This window comes from Sulfitobacter sp. HI0129 (genome assembly GCF_001635395.1).
Lineage (GTDB): Bacteria > Pseudomonadota > Alphaproteobacteria > Rhodobacterales > Rhodobacteraceae > Sulfitobacter.
The window spans coordinates 1-1,481 of the sequence record NZ_LWGH01000877.1 but is presented as its reverse complement, the minus strand read 5'-3'; the positions used below and the strand labels follow the sequence as shown (position 1 = coordinate 1,481).

1 protein-coding gene is annotated in these 1,481 nt (G+C 65.9%); it reads right to left on the bottom strand.

Annotation, left to right across the window (positions count from 1 at the left end):
- Window positions 1-65: 65 nt before the first annotated feature.
- Window positions 66-1,481: molybdopterin cofactor-binding domain-containing protein (locus A3764_RS20520; protein ID WP_150122344.1), on the bottom strand; the 1,416-nt coding region annotated here is incomplete at its 5' end.

Genomic DNA, 1,481 nt, shown 5'->3' with positions numbered 1-1,481 from the left:
CTGCTGCCACCACGACGCGCGCCACGCGCCCGTGCCGCGTACAGGCGGCGATCAATGCCTCGCGATCAAACCCCATGGCGTGCTCGCTTCACGGCGGCAAGTACCGCNTCTGCGGTAGCGGGCGTCTGCAGGTCGGGAAAGTGCGGCCCGCAGGCGCGGGCAGCGTCTGCCAAAGCGGCCCATGCGGAAATGCCGAGCATCAGCGGGGGTTCCCCGACCGCCTTCGACCGATAGATCGTTTCGGCCCGGTTGGGCGCGTCCCAGAGGGCGACGTTGAAGACGGGCGGGCGGTCGGAGCAGGCGGGGATCTTATAGGTTGACGGCGCATGGGTGCGCAGAACACCGGCTTCGTCCCACACGAGCTCTTCTGTCGTCAGCCAACCGGCACCCTGCACATAACCGCCTTCTATCTGGCCGATATCGATTGCCGGGTTCAGGGAGGCCCCTGCGTCATGCAGGATATCGGTGCGCAGGATCCGGTTCTCCCCGGTCAGCGTGTCGATGACCACTTCCGTCACCGCCGCGCCATAGGCAAAGTAGAAGAACGGACGCCCCCGGCCCCTGATGCGGTCCCATTCGATGCCGGGGGTCTTGTAGTAGCCGGTGGCCGACAGGCTGATCCGGTTTTCATAGGCCGAAGCGGCGGCGCGGGCAAAACTCATCGTTTCGCCGCCTACCCGGACTTGCCCGTCCGCAAAGACGACATCCTCGGGATCGGCCTGATGCCTTTCGGCGAGGTGCCGGGCCATCCGGTCGCGGATCTTGTCGCAGGCGACGCGGGCGGCCATCCCGTTGAGATCGGACCCCGAAGAGGCAGCGGTGGCGGAGGTATTGGGCACCTTCGCGGTGTCCGTCGCCGTGATGCGAATGCTGTCCAGCGGCACGCCGAACCGGTCTGCCGCCACCTGCGCGACCTTCTGGAACAGGCCCTGACCCATTTCGGTCCCGCCGTGGTTCAGGTGGATCGATCCATCCTGATAGACATGTACGAGCGCCCCCGCCTGATTGAGGTGCGTCAGCGTAAATGAAATGCCGAACTTGACTGGCGTCAGCGCGATGCCGCGTTTCAGCAAAGGCTGTTCAGCGTTCCATTGCGCAATGGCCGCGCGCCGGGCGGGGTAATCCGAGCTTTTCAACAGCCGTTCTGTCACCGCGTTGATGATGCAATCCGTGACCGGCTGGTGATAGGGCGTCGTCTGGCCGTCCGGGGCGGCAGAGGCATCCGGCTGCGGCGCTTTCGCCCCCGACGGCACAGGCTCGGCCCCGCGGGAGGCGAGGTCACGCTCGGGGTGCGGGGGCAGCGCACGGTCGTCTCGTGCAGCCTCTTCCGGCTTCGATGTGTCGTCGCCGCCCTCGCTGTCGGCGTAGTAATTGGCCTGCCGAATGCGCAGCGGATCATAGTCGAGCGTGTGAGCGATGTGATCCATGATCCGTTCGATTCCGACGATCCCCTGTGGCCCGCCAAAGCCCCGGAAGGCCGT